Source organism: Clostridium bornimense (genome assembly GCF_018917145.1).
Taxonomy (GTDB): Bacteria; Bacillota; Clostridia; order Clostridiales; family Clostridiaceae; genus Clostridium_AN; species Clostridium_AN bornimense_A.
In genome coordinates this window covers 1-20,651 of record NZ_JAHLOD010000057.1, presented here as the reverse complement: position 1 = coordinate 20,651, position 20,651 = coordinate 1, and the positions used below count along the sequence as shown (strand labels likewise).

Here is a 20,651-nt window from a genome sequence, read left to right as displayed (position 1 = left end):
TGGGTCGCATATTATAACTTTCTAAGACCTCATCCATATAACTATTGGAAACCACTTAATGAACTTGAAGCTCTTGATGGTATCGATAATATGCCTGCCAAATGGCAAATATTAATCAGGTTAGGACAGCAAGCTATTTTAGATATCCAAGAAAAAAATGCTTCCTAACGGATTATATAACCAAATATAAATTTTTTTGCCTTCATTAAAGGTCTTTTTGTCATGCTCAAATTTAAATTATTTCTGTAATTTACTACTTTAAATTTTCAAAAAGATAGTGTTTTTTGTTATATTATTTTTTCATAGCAAACTTTACACTATCCCCAAATATTGATTAGTCCCAGTTGAACAACCGATTGCATTCTAAAAAATAAAAAACAAATGATAACCATGTATTTACACACAATCGTTTGCACAATGAATTAAAATAGGTACATCGTTTACCTTGTACCTATATAATACTCCTTTTTGAAAACGTAGTCAACAACTTTTTACTTTTTTCATCAATTATTTGTAATTTCTATTTTATTTCCATTATTGCTAATGCTGCAGCACCTAATACTCCTGCTTTTCCGCCTAAAACTGCCTTTTCAATAACACAATTTTCACTTATTGCTTTTAGGCATCTATTATCTACTTCTTCTTGTATCTTATCAAATACAATCTTTCCTCCATTGGTAACTCCGCCACCAACAACAACTTTTTCAGGGTCAAAAATATTTACGATATTAGCTACAGCTATACCTAAATAAGATAATGATGTATTTATTATTTCTTTTGAGATTCTATCCCCTTTAGCGGCTTCTTCAAATACTTCTTTTGATGTAACTTCAGAATAATTCTTTAATGAAGTATTAGCATTACTATTTACTGCTTCTCTAGCTCTTTTCATTATAGCAGTACCTGATCCTAAAGCTTCTGCACAACCAGCGTTTCCGCATCCACATCTTGGTCCATTAACCATAACTGTCATATGACCAATTTCTAAAGCATTAGCTGTATTTCCTCTATAAAGTCTTCCATTTAATACAGCACCGCCACCAATTCCAGTACTTGCAGTTACAAATACCATATTTTCTGTTCCTTTACCTGCTCCAAACATAAATTCACCTAAAGTAGCTACATTTGCATCATTATCTAAAAATGTAGGTAAATTATATTTTTCTTTTATTGGTTTCACTATGCTAAAATTCTTGAATGATGGAAAATTTGCAGAATTTATTATAATACCATTTTTTACATCTAAAGGTCCTGGTGATCCAATACCAATAGCCTTAACATCTTCTATATTTACATCTTTTAAAACTGTATCTACAGTTCCCATTATTCTTCCTAATACAGCTTCTTCACCTTCAACTACATTTGTAGCAACAGTTTTTTCTGAAATTATATTTCCTTCCAAATCAACTACTGCTGTATAAATCTTTGTTCCTCCTAAATCGATACCTATTACATAATCCTTTGACATATCCTATCCTCCTATTACTCTCTACTCCATAATATCTATAATTTATATCTTAAGTATATCAACTTAAGAAATTGTTTACAAACATAATTTTTTCTAAATTTTCTTATTTATATTAATTATGCTCTCTTATACTATATACCTTTTAATATTTCTTATGCAAGCGATTTCCTTAACTTTTTATCTAAAAGATTCTCTTTCAATAAAATTTGTAGACACAATATGATTCGATTTTGTTAAAACTTCCCCTTCTAACTTATCAATAAGCAAATTTGCTGCATAATAACCTAAATCTGCTGCATTAATATCTATAGATGCTAGTGGAGGGTCTTGAAATTCACCTAATGGTATATTATTAAAACCTACTAATGCAACATCGTTTATTCCGTTTTCTTTCAATCCCTTATTAACACCAAATGCTAATAAGTCATCACTAGCCACTATAGCTGTAACTTTTCTCCTTGAAATAATTCTATTTATAGCTATATATCCTTGTTCTTCATCAAAATTGTTCATTTCACAAATAATATCATTATCTATTGGAATATCAGCATCTCTTAATGCCGCCTTATATCCCTTAAGTCTATACTTAGAAACATTCATTTGTCCTTTTCCACCAATGAATCCTATTTCTTTGTGACCTTTTTTTATTAATTTTTGTACTACATCATACGTAGCTGAAAAATTATCATTATCTACCCACATGGTATTTTTTTCATCATCTGGTCTACCAATTACCACAAATGGAAACTCTCGTTCCTTTAAAAAGTTTACTATTTTATCATCTTCAACAACTCGCAATAAAACAATGCCGTCTACAAGACCACTTGTGCAAAAATCTGTTAATGATTCAAATTCTTCGTCACCCTTTTTACTAAAAGCATACATTATATAATATCCCATAGATTGAGCACATACGCTCATTCCTTTCATTGCTTGCATAAAAAATGGGTTAGCAAATAAATCTTCTGCCTCACTGTCTAATATAACGCCTAAAGTTCTAGTCTTACTATTCGCTAAACTTCTTGCTATAGCATTGGGTCTATATTTCAACTTTTTTATAGCCTCTTGTACTCTAAGTTTTGTCTCATCACTTATCTTAGGATTATCTGATAATACCCTTGATACAGTTGATGGTGCCACTTCTGCTTCTTTTGCAACATCCTTTATTGTAACTTTCATACTCTCACCCCTATACATATATTATTAGTATACATTAACATGCAATCGATTTCAACATTTTAAGTAAATTTATGTAAACTTTCACATTTTTCTTGTAAAAAATTTGTAACCAACTAATAAAGTGCTACAAAATAAAATTAATTATTCTGTAGCACCCCTTATGATTCATTATTTACTTAGATATTTATCAACTTCAGCAGCACAAGCTCTTCCTTCATTAACTGCCCAAACTACAAGAGATTGACCTCTTCTCATATCTCCTGCTGCAAAAACTTTATCTACATTAGTCTTAAACTTACCGTATTCAGCTTTTACATTTGTTCTCGCATCTAATTCTAATCCAAAAGTATCTGGTAATGTATTTTCACTTCCTAAGAATCCCATAGCAAGCAATACTAAATCAGCTTTCCAAGTTTTTTCTGTACCTGGGATTTCTACTGGAACCATTCTTCCATTTTCACCTTTTTCCCATTTAACCTTTACTGTGATAGCTTCTTTAACATTACCATTTTCATCTCCAACGAATTCCTTAACTGTAGTTTCGTATTCTCTTGGGTCTTTTCCAAATACAGCAGCAAATTCTTGTTGACCATAGTCTACTTTTAAGACTCTTGGCCATTGTGGCCATGGATTACTTTCTGTTCTATGCTCTGGTAACTTATTCATAATCTCAAATTGTACAAGTGAAGCACATCCATGTCTCATTGATGTTCCAACACAGTCATTTCCTGTATCTCCACCACCAATTACTATTACATTTTTATCTTTAGCTGAAATATATTTACCATCTTCTAAATTAGAATCTAATAAACTTTTTGTATTGGCACTTAAAAAGTCTACAGCAAATTCTATTCCTTTAAGTTCTCTTCCCTTAACTTTAAGATCTCTAGGATTACTTGCTCCCCCTGCCAATACTATAGCGTCAAATTCTTTTAATAATTCTTCGCCTTTTATATCTACTCCGACTTCAGTATTGACTTTAAAGTTAACACCTTCTTCTTTCATAAGGTTAACTCTTCTATCAATAATATGCTTTTCTAGTTTCATATTAGGTATACCATACATTAAAAGACCACCAATTCTATCATGTCTTTCAAATACAGTAACTTCATGACCTCTTCTATTTAACTGCATTGCAGCAGCAAGACCTGATGGTCCTGATCCAACTACAGCTACCTTTTTACCACTTCTGTGTTTTGGAATAATTGGTTTTACCCATCCTTCTTTAAATGCTCTTTCGATAATTGAAAGTTCATTTTCTTTTACAGAAATAGATGGTCCATTAATACCGCAAGTACATCCTGCTTCACAAAGAGCTGGACATACTCTACCAGTGAATTCTGGGAAGCTACTAGTCTTCATTAATCTATTAGCAGCTTCTTTCCATAACCCTCTGTAAATTAAATCATTCCATTCTGGAATTAAGTTATTTAATGGACATCCTGTAGCTCCACCATTAATAAAAATACCTGATTGGCAAAATGGAACTCCACAGTTCATACAACGAGCACCTTGAATCTCTTGCTCCTCTTTTGAGAGAGGAGTATGAAATTCATTCCAATCCTTTATTCTTTCCTTTGGATCTTTGCTTTCAGCAACCTTACGCTCATAATCCATAAATCCGGTTGGTTTTCCCATCTTCTACTCCCCCTCTATTTAGTATTTAATGCGTTGTTCTTTTCAAAAGCTGCAAGTTCTGCTTCTGCTCTTGAATAGCCTTCGCCTTCTAATTCTTTTATTGTTGTAATCATTCTATTGTAATCTCTTGGCATTACTTTAATGAACTTATTAGCTAATGCTTCAAAGTTTTCTAATACTGATTTACCCTTATTTGAATTAGTATTTTCTACATGAGCTTCTAATATTGATTTTACTTCTTCGATATCATCACTAGATAATTCTTGTAAGTCTACCATATCAGTATTGATTTTACCTTTGTTGTTACCAGTCTCATCAAGAATATATGCAATACCACCAGACATACCAGCTGCAAAGTTTCTTCCTATTTCACCAATAACAACAACTCTACCACCTGTCATATATTCGCAACCATGATCACCAACACCTTCAACTACTGCTATTGCACCAGAGTTTCTTACAGCAAATCTTTCTCCAGCAATACCGTTGATGTAAACTTCACCGCTAGTTGCTCCATATAAAGTAACATTACCAGCAATTATATTATCTTCTGCAACAATTGTTGAGTTCTTATGAGGGTAAACAGAAATCTTACCACCACATAATCCCTTACCAAGATAATCGTTACAATCTCCTTCTATTTCAAGTGTTATACCATTATTAACAAAGGCACCAAATGAGTTTCCTCCAGCTCCATTTGCTTTAATGTGTATAGTATCTTTTGGTAAACCATCTTGTCCGTATACCTTTGTAACTTCTGATGATAAAATAGTTGCAAAGCTTCTATCTGTATTTTTTACATCTACTTCAAAACTAACTTTTTCACCTTTTTCAATGGCAGCTTTACATTTTGGAACTAAAACTTGTAAATCAATAGTATTTTCTAAGTTAATTGGTTGTGGATGTTTACATGAAACAGCTACACCTTGTGGTATTGAAGGATTGTGTAATACCTTTTCAAGATCTACCTTCTTAGCTTTCCATCCCTTTACATCCTTCTTAACTTTTAACTTATCAGTTCTACCGATCATTTCTTCTACAGTTCTAAATCCTAACTTAGCCATGTATTCTCTAAGTTCCATAGCTATGAAAGTCATAAAGTTAACTACATGATCTGGGTTACCTTTAAATCTTTTTCTTAATTCTGTATTTTGAGTAGCTATACCAACTGGACAAGTATCTAAGTTACATACTCTCATCATAACACAACCCATTACTACTAATGGTGCTGTTGCAAAGCCATATTCTTCTGCACCAAGTAATGCAGCCACAGCTAAGTCTCTACCAGTCATAAGCTTACCATCTGTTTCAATAACAACTCTATCTCTTAATTTATTCATTACAAGAGTTTGATGAGTTTCTGCAAGACCTAATTCCCATGGAAGTCCTGCATTAGCGATACTAGTTCTTGGAGATGCTCCTGTACCTCCATCATATCCAGAAATTAATATAACTTCTGCTCCTGCTTTAGCAACTCCAGCTGCAACTGTTCCTACACCTGCTTCTGAAACAAGCTTAACAGATATTCTAGCATCTCTATTAGCATTCTTTAAGTCATAAATTAATTGTGCTAAATCTTCTATAGAATAAATATCATGATGTGGTGGTGGAGATATAAGTCCTACACCTGTAGTAGAATGTCTAGCCTTTGCAACCCAAGGATAAACTTTCTTAGCAGGTAATTGACCACCTTCACCTGGTTTTGCACCTTGCGCCATCTTTATTTGAATTTCTTTAGCATTTACTAGGTATTCTGCAGTAACACCAAATCTACCTGAAGCAACTTGCTTAATAGCTGAAGAACGTGAGTCTCCATTTGCATCTTTTACAAATCTTTCTCTTTCTTCTCCACCTTCACCAGTATTTGACTTACCACCAATTCTATTCATAGCTATTGCTAAACATTCGTGAGCTTCCTTAGAAATTGATCCATAAGACATAGCTCCTGTCTTAAATCTCTTAACTATAGATTCTACTGGTTCTACTTCATCTAATGGAATAGATTCACCACTGTAATCAAAATCTATTATATTTCTAAGATTAATTACTCTTTCATCGCCAGATAACATAGCTGTATATTCTTTAAATTCTTTATAATCTTTATTTCTACATGAATTTTGTAATTTATGAATTGTAAGTGGATTATATAAATGTTCTTCTTTATGACTTCTATATTTATGACTTCCTTCTGAATCTAAAGTTACCTCAACTGATAACTCATCGAAAGCATTTTTATGACGTCTTAAAGTTTCTTCTGCTATTTCTTTTAATCCTACTCCATCAATTCTACAAGCTGTAGATGTAAAGTACTCATCAACAACTTCTTTTGAGATACCAATAGCTTCAAAAATTTGAGCACCATTGTAAGATTGTATTGTTGAAATACCCATCTTAGAAAGTATCTTTACTATACCCTTATTACATGCTTTAATGTAGTTTTTAACTCCATGCTCATAAGTATCCTTTAACATACCTTTTTCAACTAAATCACTGATTGTTTCAAAAGCAAGATATGGATTTACAGCATTTACACCAAAACCAAGTAAAGTTGCAAAATGATGAATTTCTCTTGGTTCACCTGATTCTAATACTATAGATACAGATGTTCTCTTAGTAGTTCTAATTAAATGTTGATGTAAACCTGATGTCGCTAATAACGCAGGAATTCCAACATTATTTTCATCAACATTTCTATCACTAAGTATTAAAATAGTTGCACCATTTTCAATAGCCTTATCTGCTTTAGCAAATAAATCATCTAAAGCTTTCTTTAAATCTCCACTCTTGGCATCAAATACTATTGGAAGTACTTCAACTTTAAAACCTTGTTTGCCAAGGTTTAATACCTTATACATTTCTTCATTTGAAATTATAGGTGATGTTAGCTTAACTCTTCTACAATTTTCTTCATTAGGATTTAAAAGATTTCCTTCTGGTCCTAAGTACATTCTTGAAGATGTTACTATTACTTCTCTAATAGCATCTATTGGTGGATTTGTAACTTGCGCAAATAATTGCTTAAAGTAATTATAAAGTGGTTGTGGTCTATCAGAAAGAACTGCAAGTGGTGTATCCACACCCATAGCTGCTAAAGCTTCTTCACCTTTTTCACTCATTGGAAGTATTGCTGAAGTTAATTCATCATAAGTATAACCAAAGTTTCTTTGAAGAATTAATCTCTTGCTTTCATCAAATGATTCTTCTTTATATTCTTCTGAAGATATATTTTCAATTTTAACAAGATTCTTCTCAAGCCATTCTCCATATGGTTTTGCTGAAGCATATTGTTCTTTTAATGTTTTATCATCAATAACTTCACCTTTTACAGTATCAACTAATAACATTCTACCTGGATGAAGTCTTTGCTTTTCCTTTATATTTTCTTCTGGTATATCTAATACACCAACTTCTGATGAAAGTATTAAGTAATCATCATTAGTAACATAGTATCTTGCTGGTCTAAGACCATTTCTATCAAGAGATGCTCCCATGATATCTCCATCAGTAAATACTATGGCTGCTGGTCCATCCCATGGTTCCATAAGTGTAGATTGATATTCATAGAAATCTCTCTTTTTCTTATCCATTTCTTTATTCTTACTCCATGGTTCTGGAATAAGCATCATTACTGTTTCTGGTAAAGATCTACCGTTCATAACTAAAAACTCTAATGTGTTATCAAACATAGCAGAATCTGAACCTTCTCTATCTATAACAGGAAGAATCTTTTTTAAATCATCTTTAAATACGTCTGATTCAAATCTATCTTCTCTAGTATGAATCCAATTTGCATTTCCTCTTATTGTATTAATTTCTCCATTATGAATCATACATCTATTAGGATGTGCTCTCTCCCAACTTGGGAATGTATTAGTTGAGAATCTAGAGTGTACCATACCGATTGCACTTTCCATATCTTCATCTTGAAGGTCTAAGAAAAATTCTTCTACTTGTGTTGATAAAAGCATACCTTTATATACTATAGTTTTACTTGAAAAACTACATACATAGAAAGTCTTATCTTGAAGCACTTTTGTAGCTTCTTTTTCGGCAACTCTTCTTGCTACATATAACTTGCGTTCAAACGCTTGTCCTTTTTCAATATCCTTAGGTCTTTCTACAAATCCTTGGATTATATGTGGCATTGCTTCTAAAGCAGTTTCACCTAAGTTGCTAGGATTCACTGGTACTTCTCTCCATCCTAAGAACTTTAATCCTTCACTTTCCATAGCCTTTTCAAAGACTTTTTTAGCTTTATTTCTGTCATTTTCATCTACTGGTAGGAACATCATTGCTACTGCATAATCTCCCTCTTCACCAATATTGAATCCTAATTGTTGCTTTTTGAAAAATTTATGTGGTAATTGAATAAGAATACCTGCACCATCTCCAGTATTCTTTTCTGCCCCAGCACCCCCTCTGTGCTCAAGCTTAACTAAAATATCTAGCACATCTTTAATTATATGATGTGATTTTTTACCTTTGATATGGGCGATTGCACCTATACCACAGGCATCTTTTTCAAATGATGGGTTATATAAACCCTGTGCTTGTGGAATACTATTAAATTTCATAAGCTTCCCCCTTAATTATTATTTGGGTATTCAATGATTATTAAAGAATAGCGTTTATATTTACTTTCCTACATAACTGAACCTTTATATTGTTTGTGAAGTTATCTTATCACCAAACTTTCATAAAATCAATATTAATTTAACATTCATTGGTGATTTTTTACGTATATTTATCTTTTTTGCAAGGATTATATTTTATAACTTCATATTTTGAAAATTTTCAACACTATTACTTTGAATTATTTAAACATTGAATTTTTTTCTTCTTAAAGATTAAATAATGCAATATAAATTTCGTTTATATATATATTAAATTTTTAACTCATAGCCAAAATTTACATATATATATCTTATTAACATTATTACTATAAAAAAACGCACCTTTCGGTGCATAAAATCAGTTGCCTACCTATATTATATCAAGAAATCAATGATTTAAACATATATTTACTTAAATAATTCACAATTGTGAATAATAAAAGGACCATAACACTAGGTTACAGTCCTCTACATTTATAAATATTAAGCTAAGTTAGCTTTACCAGCGTAAACTACTCCTCTGTTTACATCCATTGATACGAATGTTCCATCTTTTATAACTGAAGTAGCGTCACCAGCGTTAGTGATTAATGGAATGTTTCTTGATACACATTCAACAGCTAAGTGAGAAGTTAATCCACCTTCTTCTGAAATGATACCAGCAACTTTATCTAAAACTTCAACGAAGTTCTTATCTAAAGTTTTAACAACTAATATATCATCTCTTTGAACGTTGCTTAAATTTGATGCATCTGTAATAACTTTTGCATTACCAAATCCGTGAGCATTTCCCATTCCTTTTCCTTGAACTAAAACGTCACCTACAACATGAACTTTTAACATGTTTGTTGAACCTGATAAATGAACTGGGATACCAGCTGCAACAACTACTAAATCACCATCAGCTACGCATCCAGCTTCTTTAGCTTTGTTTACTGCATCTTGAATTAATTCATCAGTAGTTTCAACTTTTTCTGAAAGTATTGGATATACACCAAAGTTTAATGCAAGCTTTCTAGCAACTACTGCACTTGGAGTAACAGCTATTACTGGAGCTGCTGGTCTGTATTTAGAAACCATTTTAGCAGTGTTACCAGTTTGTGTTGCAGTGATTATAGCTTTAGCATTTAATTCCATTGCTGTTGTGCAAGTAGCAAGAGATATAGCATTAGCTACGTTTGCCATAGCAGCTTCTTTTCTCTTTTCTAAAGCAGCAACATAATCTATGTTTTCTTCAACAGCTTGACAAATCTTAGCCATTGTTTGTGCTGCAACTACTGGGTAAGAACCGTTTGCAGATTCTCCTGAAAGCATAACTGCATCTGTACCATCATATATAGCGTTAGCTACGTCTGATACTTCTGCTCTTGTTGGTCTTGGGTTTCTCATCATAGAATCAAGCATTTGAGTAGCAGTGATTACTGGCTTACCTGCTTTGTTACATTTTTCTATAATCATTTTTTGAACCATTGGTACGTTTTGAAGTGGAATTTCAACACCCATGTCTCCTCTAGCTACCATGATACCATCAGAGAATTTGATAATGTCATCGATATTATCAACACCTTCTTGGTTTTCGATTTTTGAGAATATTTGGATTTCTGATCCGCCATTTTCTTCTAATACTTTTCTGATTGCTAATACGTCAGCAGCTTTTCTTATGAATGAAGCAGCTACTAAATCAACACCTTGTTCGCAACCGAAAATTAAATCTGCTTTATCTTTATCAGTTAAAGCTGGTAATTTAATTGAAACTCCTGGTACGTTAACACCTTTGTGAGTAGCTACCATACCTGTGTTTTGAACTTCACAAATTATTTTCTTTTCACTTTCAACAACTTCTTTAACTGTTAATCCTACTAAACCGTCATCTATTAAGATTGTGTTTCCTGGTTTAACATCTTTGTAAAGTTCTGTGTATGTAACAGAACATTTTGTGATATCTCCTTCAACTTCTTGACCACAGTAAACTGTGAAAGTTTCACCTTTTTGTAATTCTTCTTTCTTGTTTACAAATTTGTGTGTTCTGATTTCTGGTCCTTTAGTATCTAACATTATTGCTATTGGTTTATTATATTTTTCTCTTAACTTTTTAACTAAGTCAAGTCTTGCTTTGTGTTCAGCATGATCTCCATGTGAGAAATTATGTCTTGAACAGCTCATACCTGCTTCAATAAGTTTTGATAGAACTTCTTCACTTTCACTTGCTGGTCCTACAGTGAATACCATTTTTGTTTTTTGCATCTTGATACTCTCCTTAATCCTTAAATTCTTTTTTTTAATGTTTTAGATAGTATATAGTATTATAATTATAGGAAATTAGACAAAGAGTCTAATTTCCTTTATTAACTCTTTTAATTAGATATTATCTTAGCTATTGTATATAACTCTTCATCAAAACTTCTTGGTATATCTAACGCTTCATTAATATCCATATCGAATATCTTTCCGTTTTTCATTCCAAGAACCTTAGATGTTTTTCCTTGGCACAATAATTCTACAGCCTTATAGCCCATTCTTGATGCTAAAACCCTATCAAAAGCTGATGGACTTCCTCCTCGTTGAATATGTCCTAATTTCGTAGCTCTTGTTTCAATTCCTGTTACTTCTTCTATTTTATTTGCTAATTCATCAGTGCCACCGACACCTTCTGCCATAATAATTAAACTATGTAATTTTCCTTTCACTTTGCCTTGTAAAATATTTTTACAAATTTCTTCTTCATTATATCCTTTCTCAGGCAAAATGACAAATTCAGCTCCTCCACCTACTCCTGAATGCAAGGCAATATCACCACAATCTCTTCCCATAACCTCAACAATACTCACTCTTTCATGGGAACTTGATGTATCTCTCAATTTGTTTATTGCATCAAGTACTGTATTTAGTGCAGTGTCGAATCCTATAGTATAATCAGTATAAGGTAAATCATTATCTATAGTTCCTGGAAGACCTATTGTTTTTACTCCCAATTTAGATAATAATTGAGCACCCGCAAAAGTACCATTTCCACCAATGACTACAAGTCCATCTATGCCAAATACTTTTAAAACGCTAGCAGCCCTTTTTCTACCCTCTTCTGTTCTAAATTCTTCACACCGAGCTGTTCTTAAAATAGTGCCTCCTCTATGAATTATATCTGAAACTGATTCCCTATTCATTTCAAATAAGTCTCCATTAATTAAGCCACTATAGCCTCTGTTAACGCCAAATACTTTCAAATCCTTATCTAGTGCAGTTCGAACCACCGCTCTTATAGCAGCGTTCATCCCTGGTGCATCCCCACCACTAGTCAAAATAGCAATACTTTTCATCCCAATACCCCCATTGCTTTTTGGATTCTATTCAATTTTACTTTGATATTTGATAAATTCCCCTTTCTATTGTAATAGAAATATGTAAATTATTCAATGCTTTCACGAAAGCTATTGATAAATTTCACATTATCTTAAAAATAAAATAGGAACAATAGTATTTTTATCATATTTAATTATTTTTATGTTAGTTAGAGCTATTTTTTATTTTCTATAGCTTTTAACACTTATACTTGTAAAATTTATCAATATTTGCAATTCAGTGCACAGTTCACAATTATCAGTTCACAGTGAAGGTTAATTTTCCCCTGTGGGGAAAATATTATAGTCCTGCGAACAGCTAGATGTTTCTATTTTTACCATAAATGAAAAATTATATTTCACGCCAAATCTCCAACTTACATTAGCATTTTACCACCCACATTCAAGCATCCTGCAAGTACAACTGACATAATTCCTCTATTACAATCTATTTAGAAAACCTAAATTTATTAAAAAACCCAGAACAAATTATGAACTGTTACTTTATACTTATACTCTAAGAAATTCTGCAAGAATTTCAACCATCACTGTGAACTGTGCACTGAGAAAGGCTCTCGCATACAAATTTTTATTTGTTATTGCGACAGCCCTCTCATCATTCTTACCTATATCCTATTTTATTTTTACATTTTCTTCTCCAAAAGAGGATTTCAAAAATTCCATTGTATCTAACTTTGAATTTACCCATAAATCACTTGGCATTTTATATGCCTTTCGATCTTCTTCAATAAATATCAAAGTAGGACAACCACCCTTCATAAATTCATTCATGTATCTTAATATATTTTTAGCTTCTGTCGCCGCTCTTCTATTAGCAACTCTTATATAAACTTTTTCGTCTTCTACTTTAATAAGTGGCTCTATATTTTCACAAATAACTTTAGGAGCTTCATCTTCTCTTTTTGTTATTCTTCCTCTTATTAATACCAATGCATCTTCTTTTATATACATAGCATTCTTTTCCATTGTTTTTGGAAAAACTATAACTTCAACTTCACCATACAAATCTTGTACGTTAATAAATGCCATAATATCATTATTTTTAGTAAACTTTTTAGTTACTGATGATATTATTCCACCTATTTTTACTCTATCTCCATCTTTAATATAATTTCCACCATCTACTGTTTCTCCTTCAAGTTCTACAGATCCAACAATATCTATAGTTGTTGTATCAGTCATTTCTTCTAAAGTATCAACGTAGTCATCAAGTGGATGACCAGAAATATAAATTCCTGTCATTTCTTTTTCCATCGCTAAAATATATTTTTTCTCAAATTCTTTTATATTAGGATATGATATTTCAAGTGACTTATAGCTTTCCTCAAAATCTGTAAATAAGTTCATTTGACCTGCTATATTTCTCTTTCTATCATTAGATGCACCATCTAATAACTTTTCATATACTGCTAATAATCTAGATCTAAATATCATAAATGAATCAAAAGCACCAGCTTTTATTAAGCTTTCTACTGCTCTTTTATTAATTTCTGATGTATCAATTTTATTTATAAAATCTCCAAAATCAGTAAAGTCCCCTTTTTCTTCTCTTGTTCTTACAATAGAAGAAATAACATTAGAACCAACATTTTTTATTGCACCTAATCCAAATCTTATTGTGTTCTCTTTTGCTGTAAACTTCCAAAATGATTCATTAATATCTGGTGCTAAAACTTCTATATTATGTTCTTTTGCAAATCTTATATAGAAAGCAACTTTTTCATTATTACCCATTACAGAATTCAACATAGCTGCTATATATTCTGTTGGATGATAATACATAAGGTATGCTGTATAATATCCTACTAACGCATATGCTGCTGCGTGGCTCTTGTTAAATGCATAAGATGCAAAATCCATCATTTGATCAAATATCTTATTAGCTGCTTCTTCGCTTATACCATTTCTTATGCATCCTGGAACTTCAACTTCACCATTTTCATTTACTATACCATAAATGAAGTTTTTTCTTTCCTCTTCCATTACCTTATGTTTCTTTTTTGACATAGCTCTTCTAACCATGTCAGAACGTCCCATGGAATATCCGGCAAGTTTTCTAACTATTTCCATTACCTGTTCCTGGTAAACCATTACTCCATACGTGACATTAAGAATTGGTTCCAATTCTTTAGTTATATATTGTATTCTATCCGAGTTTCTTTTACTTTCTATATAGGTAGGTATCTCTGCCATAGGACCTGGTCTATACAAAGAAATCCCCGCGATAATATCTTCCAATGAATCTGGTTTTAACTCTTTCATAAAGTTTGTCATTCCTGGTGATTCCAATTGGAAAACTCCAACGGTTTTTCCTTCACCTATCATTCCATAAACTTTATGATCATCTAAATCTATTTCATCTAGATTTATGTCTATTCCTTTATTCTTTTTTACAAATTCTAAAGTATCTCTTATAACTGTTAATGTTCTAAGGCCTAAGAAATCCATTTTTAGAAGTCCAAGTTCTTCTAATGTCCCCATAGTAAATTGACTTACTATAGCTTCTTCATTTTTTGTAAGGGGAACATATTCTACCAATGGCTTTGATGCTATAACAACCCCTGCTGCATGAGTAGACGTATGTCTAGGTAACCCCTCCAATTTCTTAGCTATATCTATTAAGTTTTTTACTCTCTCATCACTTTCATAAGATTTCTTTAATTCTGGATTAATTTCTAATGCTTTATCTATTGTTATACCAAGCATAGTTGGAATCATCTTAGCTATAGCATCTACTTCTGCATAAGAATAGCTCATTGCCCTTCCTACATCTCTTATACAAGCTCTTGGTGCCATAGTTCCAAAAGTAATAATTTGTGAAACACAATCCTTACCATATTTATTAACAACATAGTCTATAACTTCTTGTCTTCTTTCATAACAAAAATATGGTGATAGGTAATTTTTTGACATCATCTCCAAATTTTCCCCCACCCAACACCGTGCATGAGATTTTCACCTCACACGGCGCTCCCTCGTTTTAATTATAGATATATTATGTAACTAATCTAAAATCTATTAGTTCTAAATTTGCATATTTTCTTAATTGATTAAATTTTGATTTAGATTTAATAGTCCAATCTTTTGTTGATTGTAATATTAACTTTATATTAGTTGAATGTATAAGTTTGTGTATGTCTTTATGAACAATAATCAAGTTATCGTATTTATCATTACCACCTAACTTTAATGGTATTTTATGATGACAATGTACTTCATCTGGATATAATCTCATTCCAGTTATATAACACTTGCCACTTTGACCTACAAATCTTGATATCCTATTTTCCATGTATTCAATACTTCTTTTTCCAAAGTTACCTCTTCTTAAAGCCTTCAATTCATGTGGTAATACCATAGCTAATGTATTATGAATTCGACATCTACCAACTTCAGTATATAGCGTCACCTCTGGATGAATTTGTATTGGTTTTTTAAAATGTACAAATGGTATCGGATATAAAGTTATATTACAACATTTATCCAATTCTTGTTCATATCCGCTATAAAAAGTTCTAATCACTTCATTTTCAACGCCTTTTTCTGTTATTATATGCCTTCGTTTAAGAGTTTTGTATTTACCATATATTGAATGCATTATATCATGAAAATCTTGGCTTATATCCGTTGCTACCTTATAGTAATTATGAATTCCCAATGTAAATCCATTTATATCTTTGACTTTATCCATACTTGGACTTTTACTCAAATTCTTTAACTTACTTTGATATACCTTTATTATTTTCGATTTTCTCTTAGGATCTATCTTACTTTGTGAAACATATCCTAATTGAGATGTTCCTTTTGATACAGCTCGTAGTCTTATTCCTAAAAAATCCGACCCATTCTTTCTTAAATTAATTATTTTGCTCTTCTTTTCATTAATTTTTAAATCAAGCCTATCCTTAAACCAAAGCTTAGTAGCCATCAATAATTTCTTAGCATTTGTTCTACTATTGGTAAATATCTTAAAGTCATCTTCATATCTAACTATATAACATGGCTTTAATTTTGTCTTTTTTAATGCCTTCACCTTTGAACTCGGCTGGGTATATATATGATTAGTAACCTTAGTTTCCCATTGGTTTGAAATCCACCAATCAAATTCATTAAGTACAATGTTTGCCAGTAGAGAAGATAAAATTCCTACTTGTGCTATTCCTTTTGTTGATATATCTTTATCCACTACTCTAGATTTTAACATTTTACTTATTATACAAAGTAATCTTTTATCTCTTATACCTATATTCCAAATCTGCTTCATTAACTTACCATGGTTTATATTATAAAAAAAACCTTCTATATCAACATCAACCACAAAATGATTACTACTATGATTTATTAAATGTTGACATCTTGCTATTGCGTAATGAGTATTTCTATTTGGTCTAAACCCAAAACTAGCCTTATGAAACTTACCTTCACATATAGGTTCTAATATCTGTAGAATACATTGCTGAATAAGTCTATCTTCAATATTGGTTATTCCTAATGGTCTTTGTTTTCCATTACTTTTTGATATGAACACCATTCTAACCGGATTAGGCGTATAGTTACTTAGCCTCTCTCTTACAATACCTATCAAATTATCCTTTGATAATCTTTCTAAGTATTTTATTGTGTGTCCATTGATACCTTTAGTGTTACTACCCGTATTTATTTTAATTCTCTTATATGCTTGCATAATGTTATCTTCATTTATTATCAATTCATATAACCTATTAAAATATCTTCCTTCACACGATTTCTTATACAATTCATCTAATATTTCTTGTTGTTTATAACATTCATTATTTCTTTTTTCTTGTTCAGTCAACTAATCATCTCCCTTTTAAGATATAATCTTTTTTGAGATTTTCGTTTCTATTAGTCTTACAAGAACCTGAACTATCGCAAATTTTACACATAATATTTAATCTATTCAAACGACTTGAGCCTATCCCTCCATCACTTATTATCATGACTTCATTGGTACTGTGACTCTACTCTCACCTTGATTAATTAAAGTTATAGATAATTTTACTTATCATTTCCTTTAAAACACTTCGTTGACAGTTATATCTCCATGTTCAAGGCTTTCCACGTTCCAATACCCCTATCTTTACCATATATCCTTAGGTGCTACCTAAATACCGTCATCAACCCAATTTCCTATAAAAATTGTAGGATTTTCTTAACTCAGCCTTTACTCATCCTTCTGATGATAAACCAAATATGGTTCTCTTAGCATTTCTACTAAGCGACATTCACGATAAGTCAGTCAGTAGTTCGTCCCCATTACACATTTTGGATCCTCACCATAGATATATTTCATAGACATCCGGCATATCAATTACAGCTATATACCTTTCCTCGACATAACTCGTTAGGGTAATTTTTCTGCCGACTTCAACGAGCTTTATACAATTTCATAATAGCTTAATCCATTGCATATCGTAGTATTAATGGCAATTCTTCAAAGCGTTACCTTATCATTTAATTGCTCGGAGTATTAGTTCTCTCAAGTTTTTACAACTTGATGGGTAATCTTTTCAATTACCAACGTGTCGCACCGGAATCCACATCAGGCATACTTACTCTCTCTGGATTTAGAAATCTTTCAAAAATAAGTCCATACTTTATTGGATCAATTTTAGTTATTCCTAATGTATAAGCAACAATAGATCCAGCAGCAGAACCTCTACCAGGTCCCGTCATTATATTATTATCAATAGCATACTTTATAAAATCCCAAACGATTAAAAAGTAATCTACATAACCCATAGTTTTAATAATATTAAGCTCATAATCCATTCTTGACTTAATTTCATCAGTTATAACATCATATCTTTCTTCTAGACCTTTATAACATTGCTGAACTAAATATTCATAATGATCTGTTCCTTCTGGCAATGGAAAGTTTGGCAATTTAGAATGATGAAACTCATAATGATAATCGCATTTTTCTGCTATCTTAACTGTATTATCCAATGCTTCTTCTAAATCAGGAAATAACTCTTCCATCTCTTCTCTAGAACGTATATAAAATTCACCTGGTAAATAACTCATTCTATTCTCATCATCTACAGTTTTACCTGTTTGAATACAAATAAGAACATCATGAGCTTTATAATCTTCTTTTTCTATATAGTGAACATCATTTGTAGCTACTAACTCTATATTTAACTCTCTTGCTAAAGATATAATTTCACTATTAACCTTTATTTGTTCTTCCATACCATGGTTTTGAACTTCTAAATAAAAATCTTCTCCAAATATATCTTTAAATGTTATTGCCCATTGTCTTGCCTTTTCCTTTTCATCTCTAAGTAAATGTTTTGCAACTGTACCACCTAGACATGCTGATAAAGCAATCAATCCTTCACTATGAGCTTTTAAGTATTCTACATCTACCCGCGGTTTATAATAGAATCCATTAAGTGATGCTTCTGTTACAATCTTCATCAGGTTATTATAACCTTGTTGATTTTTCACTAACAGAACTAAATGATAGGTATCGTTCCCACCTTCTAAGGATTTTATTCTATGATCTTTTCCTGCAAGATAGATTTCACATCCTATTATGGCTTTTATACCTGCTTCTTGTGCAGCTTTATAGAATTCTACACAACCATACATAGCGCCATGATCTGTTATAGCAACAGACTTCATCCCCAACTCTTTTACTTTCTCTATAACTTTATTAACTTTTCCTGAACCATCTAATAAAGAATATTCTGTATGAAGATGAAGATGTACAAAATCTTTCGTCACTAAAATCACCTCCTGTATGAATTTTAACACACTTTGCTTTTTCTTAATATAATGATATTTAAGAAATAATATTTACAATTAATTCCAATTAGAGTAAGATATATTTATGGTGATATTTTACATTTAGAGGTGATATGATGAAATATTTAATTAGAACAATATCTTTATTTTTTATATTGATGCTTATTCCACTTAGTGTACAAGGGTCAACTACATATAAAAAATACATATTTAGAGAAAATGAAAAATTTCTTTTTCAGTACGAAGATAAAAGTTATTTCTTGGTAAATAACTTACAATTTAAAAACTCATTATGCATCATGGATAATGGAAATTTTACTCCTATAAATACACTACATTTTTCAAACACATCTGATTATTTAGGTGTATTTGACGGAAATATATTTTTTTCATTAGAAAAAGAACTTTGGAGATTTAATCCTTCAAATAATAATTTAAGTAGAGAAGATAATATTTTCTCAAAATTTATACAAAAACTCATATATGATAATGCCTATAATCACTCAAAAATCTCTGCCAATATCTCAAAGATTTTAGGTTGCTTTGATAATGATAACTTTCTTTTTTCTTTCTCTGGTAAATTAGATGATGAAAAAGTAAAAGGGATTGCTACCAATAAAGGTGATTATATTATAATTCCAAATGACTTTTTTCTTATTCAATCAAATAACGATGGTTCTATATGGATAAGCTCTAATGAAGATACTTATACAAAAATTCTAAAATTAGATTCTAACCTTAATAAAGAAGAATTTAATATATCACTGGATTACAAAAACTTAAAAGAAAATCATTCTGTTTTAATTCAAGATAATTCACTGTTTACGCTTTCAAACAAAAATATACTAGATAAGTATCAATTATCTGATTCTCAATTTGAGAAAGTAAATTCTACTGATATATCTAAAAATCATTCTAAAAAATTAGCTTCATTAACTTTAGGTGAAGATAATTATATTTATACAATAACTGATAATAAAATTTTCAAAATTAATGATTGCAATATGGAATATATATCTGACATACCTAAAGAATCTAATTCATTATTTGTATATAGTGATACAAACTTTGTTGCCAGTTATTCATATAAAAATCCTAAAAGTAAGTTTATACAAAATATAAATTTAATTTCGTCACCATCTAATACTGATAATCATACAAATATAACAACTACAGCTGCAATTGAAAATGTAAAAATTAGTGCTCCTACTAAAAATACATCTATCTATTATGCTTTAACTATATTACTTCTAATTTTTATTACAATATCGCTTTTTAAGTTTAATAGAAAATATAGAACCTAACAACTTTTATGACAGCTAAAAAAGTCCTGAAACCTTAAAGATTCCAAGACTAAAAAAATATGTTGTCTTTTATAAGGAGCTGTTGCATAGTAATACTAAAAAGGAGTTATTATGGATCTTAAAAATTATATTATAAGGTATAAAGTTATACGTTTATGCAACAGTCTAGATTTGTTTAATAGGATTATTCTAAGTTAAACGTAAGCGTCAAAAATTAAGTACCTAGATACTAAAATCTCCAATTGATAAAATTAAGGAAATAACATTTTATCAGGAGGTTAGGTATGTATAAAAAATTAAGTAATGATGAATGGAGAGC

Annotated in this window: 9 protein-coding genes and 2 pseudogenes; 2 read left to right on the top strand and 9 right to left on the bottom strand. The window is 31.1% G+C overall.

Going from position 1 to position 20,651, the window contains the following annotated elements:
* Nucleotides 1-168: pseudogene (locus KQI30_RS17715) on the top strand (transposase); the annotation flags it as partial.
* 352 nt (nucleotides 169-520) lie between these two features.
* Here the strand turns inward: KQI30_RS17715 and KQI30_RS14645 are convergent.
* The 9 genes and pseudogenes from KQI30_RS14645 to dnaE (KQI30_RS14605) form a co-directional block, all read right to left on the bottom strand.
* Nucleotides 521-1,468 (bottom strand): ROK family protein, encoded by a 948-nt coding sequence (locus tag KQI30_RS14645; protein WP_216464094.1) that lies wholly within the window; start codon nucleotides 1,466-1,468, stop codon nucleotides 521-523.
* A 177-nt stretch (nucleotides 1,469-1,645) separates the two neighbouring features.
* The gene (locus KQI30_RS14640; protein WP_216464093.1) at nucleotides 1,646-2,647 is read right to left on the bottom strand and encodes a LacI family DNA-binding transcriptional regulator; all 1,002 of its coding nucleotides are present in this window, start codon (nucleotides 2,645-2,647) and stop codon (nucleotides 1,646-1,648) included.
* Between the two features lie 168 nt (nucleotides 2,648-2,815).
* Nucleotides 2,816-4,285, bottom strand: coding sequence for a glutamate synthase subunit beta (locus KQI30_RS14635; RefSeq protein WP_216464092.1), 1,470 nt, complete (start codon nucleotides 4,283-4,285; stop codon nucleotides 2,816-2,818).
* A gap of 14 nt (nucleotides 4,286-4,299) precedes the next feature.
* Nucleotides 4,300-8,859 carry a glutamate synthase large subunit gene (gene gltB / locus KQI30_RS14630; RefSeq protein WP_216464091.1) on the bottom strand — a complete coding sequence of 1,520 codons (4,560 nt, stop codon included), beginning with the start codon at nucleotides 8,857-8,859 and terminating at the stop codon, nucleotides 4,300-4,302.
* Between the two features lie 522 nt (nucleotides 8,860-9,381).
* Nucleotides 9,382-11,142, bottom strand: a complete 1,761-nt coding sequence (gene pyk, locus KQI30_RS14625; protein WP_216464090.1) for a pyruvate kinase — start codon at nucleotides 11,140-11,142, stop codon at nucleotides 9,382-9,384.
* 110 nt (nucleotides 11,143-11,252) lie between these two features.
* The gene (pfkA, locus tag KQI30_RS14620; RefSeq protein ID WP_216464089.1) at nucleotides 11,253-12,212 is read right to left on the bottom strand and encodes a 6-phosphofructokinase; all 960 of its coding nucleotides are present in this window, start codon (nucleotides 12,210-12,212) and stop codon (nucleotides 11,253-11,255) included.
* 654 nt (nucleotides 12,213-12,866) lie between these two features.
* Entirely contained in the window at nucleotides 12,867-15,176 is a 2,310-nt protein-coding gene (gene dnaE / locus KQI30_RS14615; protein ID WP_437177738.1) for a DNA polymerase III subunit alpha, read from the bottom strand.
* Nucleotides 15,177-15,249: 73 nt separating this feature from the next.
* Nucleotides 15,250-17,070 carry a reverse transcriptase domain-containing protein gene (locus KQI30_RS14610; protein WP_216464088.1) on the bottom strand — a complete coding sequence of 607 codons (1,821 nt, stop codon included), beginning with the start codon at nucleotides 17,068-17,070 and terminating at the stop codon, nucleotides 15,250-15,252.
* Nucleotides 17,071-17,807: 737 nt separating this feature from the next.
* Nucleotides 17,808-19,007, bottom strand: a pseudogene (dnaE, locus tag KQI30_RS14605) (DNA polymerase III subunit alpha); the annotation flags it as partial.
* A 137-nt stretch (nucleotides 19,008-19,144) separates the two neighbouring features.
* On the opposite strand from dnaE (KQI30_RS14605), the gene KQI30_RS14600 reads away from it, so the two are divergent.
* Nucleotides 19,145-20,332 (top strand): hypothetical protein, encoded by a 1,188-nt coding sequence (locus KQI30_RS14600; protein WP_216464086.1) that lies wholly within the window; start codon nucleotides 19,145-19,147, stop codon nucleotides 20,330-20,332.
* Nucleotides 20,333-20,651: the final 319 nt, after the last annotated feature.

Coding starts and splice junctions, on each gene's coding strand:
- KQI30_RS14645 (WP_216464094.1), bottom strand. CDS start 1,468: ATGTCAAAGGATTATGTAATAGGTATCGATTTAGGAGGAACAAAGATT.
- KQI30_RS14640 (WP_216464093.1), bottom strand. CDS start 2,647: ATGAAAGTTACAATAAAGGATGTTGCAAAAGAAGCAGAAGTGGCACCA.
- KQI30_RS14635 (WP_216464092.1), bottom strand. CDS start 4,285: ATGGGAAAACCAACCGGATTTATGGATTATGAGCGTAAGGTTGCTGAA.
- gltB (WP_216464091.1), bottom strand. CDS start 8,859: ATGAAATTTAATAGTATTCCACAAGCACAGGGTTTATATAACCCATCA.
- pyk (WP_216464090.1), bottom strand. CDS start 11,142: ATGCAAAAAACAAAAATGGTATTCACTGTAGGACCAGCAAGTGAAAGT.
- pfkA (WP_216464089.1), bottom strand. CDS start 12,212: ATGAAAAGTATTGCTATTTTGACTAGTGGTGGGGATGCACCAGGGATG.
- KQI30_RS14600 (WP_216464086.1), top strand. CDS start 19,145: ATGAAATATTTAATTAGAACAATATCTTTATTTTTTATATTGATGCTT.